Annotated in this window: 3 protein-coding genes; 2 read left to right on the top strand and 1 reads right to left on the bottom strand. The window is 42.6% G+C overall.

The genetic code is table 11. From position 1 onward, the window contains the following. A partial coding sequence (locus ACP5N5_RS06805) for an MBL fold metallo-hydrolase (RefSeq protein WP_428134415.1) occupies window positions 1-205 on the bottom strand: 205 nt, incomplete at its 3' end. Between the two features lie 112 nt (window positions 206-317). Here ACP5N5_RS06805 and ACP5N5_RS06800 point away from each other — a divergent pair. Further along, window positions 318-677 (top strand): nascent polypeptide-associated complex protein, encoded by a 360-nt coding sequence (locus tag ACP5N5_RS06800; RefSeq protein WP_012608982.1) that lies wholly within the window; start codon window positions 318-320, stop codon window positions 675-677. Window positions 678-684: 7 nt separating this feature from the next. Next, the coding region (locus ACP5N5_RS06795; RefSeq protein ID WP_428134410.1) for a 3'-5' exonuclease at window positions 685-2,034 on the top strand (1,350 nt) is incomplete at its 3' end.

Genomic DNA, 2,034 nt, shown 5'->3' with positions numbered 1-2,034 from the left:
GTGCTGCACCAACATGGTCTAGGTGGGCATGTGATATTATTAACCCGCTTATTTCAAGGGGCTTCACATGATGAGGGAGCCTAGGTAAATCCCTTTCATCGAAGTTTACCCCGTAATCCAGTAGGAATTTCTGAGAGCCATCCTCAATAAGATACGCTGCCCTACCTACTTCTCTACCTCCTCCCAGCACCTTAATCTTCAACATTGTATCACCAAAGTCATGGTAAACAACTCAATGAAACCCATTGAGGGAAACATATTTTTAGTGCTCTACCATATTGATTTATAGTCAAGCTTTTTATAACTTGGTGTTTATCATGTTCGCATCTAATCCACGAGAGTTAAAAAGGCTTCTGAAGAAGATGGGTATTGATGTCGAGGAGTTGACTGGTGTAAAAAGAGTTGAGATAGTTCTCGAGGACAAGAAGATACTTGTTAAAGAGCCACAGGTACTAGTATTCAAGGCGAGTGGACAGGTATTCTACCAGGTTTCAGGCATCCCGGAGACAATTCAGCAAAGCGAGGAAGCTAAGCAAGTTGAAGAAGTGAAGATACCCGAGGAAGACATAAGGTTCGTCATGGAACAGACAGGGGCTAGTTACGAGAAAGCCAGGGAAGCTCTATTAAAGACAAGGGGAGATATTCTGCAGGCAATAATGATTCTCAGAGAAGGATGAAGGATCCATGCGAAGCATGGATACACCACTACATGTTAAGGAGTCTTTCACATCGTACAAGGTTTTAAGTAAACCACACTACCTGCTCGGAGTATACTATGATGGAAAGCTGGGGAAAGCAATACTAGAGTTCCTCGATGAGGATGGCAGTAAACTGGTAAAAATAATGGATCCAGTTGGGCATAAGCCATATTTCCTAACAGATCTAAGCATTGACGAGATAAAATCATTAAATGATATAGCCAGGGATAAGTATGTCGAAGGCTTTGAGGAAGTATATAAGACTAACCCGTTAACCATGAAGAAGATCAGAGTCACCAAGATAATCACGAGAGACCCATTAGCAGTGAAGAAGCTAAGGTCAAAGATGCCTAGTAACGCCTCTGTATGGGAAGCTAAAATCAAATACCATAATAACTATGTCTATGATAATGGATTAATCCCGGGAATGAAGTACATCATCGAGAACGATGGCTCCAAGCCGAGAATAACACTGGTGAAACCCGAGATACCGTTAACACTGATACAATCGTTAAGGGAATTATTTAAGAATGAGCCCGAGGAAACTATTAAACTAGCCGAGGACTACCTACTACTATTTGAGGAGGCGCCACCAAAAGCATTGAGAATAGCTATCGATATCGAGGTGTATACGCCCTTTAAAGGTAGAATACCTAATCCAAGACAGGGAGAGTACCCTGTTATCAGTATAGGGCTTTCATCAAATAATGGCTTTAGAAAGGTACTTCTACTGGGGAGAAGATTCAAAGAGAGATTCGACTACATGTCTGATGACTACCCTGTCGATATTGAGGTTGAGGTATTCGACTCAGAGAAGGCGTTGATCCTTGAAACTCTCAAGACTATTTCAAGGTACCCTGTAGTACTCACTTATAATGGGGATAACTTCGACTTAATGTATATTTATACAAGGGCCATAAGACTAGGGATACCGAGACACACAATCCCATTCATCCTCGGCGAGGACATGGTTAGAATTGATACAGGGATACACCTAGACCTCTATAAGTTCTTCTCGAATAGAGCCGTGAAGAACTATGCCTTTGGAGGCAAGTACCAGGAGGAGAAGCTTGATGCGGTGTCCTCGGCACTCATCGGCATATCTAAAATAGGGTTTGAGGAGGCGATCGGCGATATCTCGGCATCCCACCTTATAGCTTACAACATGAGGGACGCCGATATAACTCTACAGTTAACTATATTCAGCAACGAGCTTGTATGGAAGCTAATGATTCTACTAGCCCGTATTTCCAAAACGAGTATCGAGGATGTGTGTAGACGACAGATATCTAACTGGATACAGAACCAGTTCTTCTGGGAGCATAGGAGGCTGGGA

The sequence above is a fragment of the Desulfurococcus sp. genome (assembly GCF_049970475.1).
GTDB classification, from domain to species: domain Archaea; phylum Thermoproteota; class Thermoprotei_A; order Sulfolobales; family Desulfurococcaceae; genus Desulfurococcus; species Desulfurococcus amylolyticus.
The sequence above is the reverse complement of the archived record's forward strand: the minus strand, read 5'-3'. Positions and strand labels throughout refer to the sequence as shown.

Excerpts from the sequence above, each read along its gene's own strand:
- ACP5N5_RS06800 (WP_012608982.1), top strand. The coding sequence starts at position 318 with ATGTTCGCATCTAATCCACGAGAGTTAAAAAGGCTTCTGAAGAAGATG.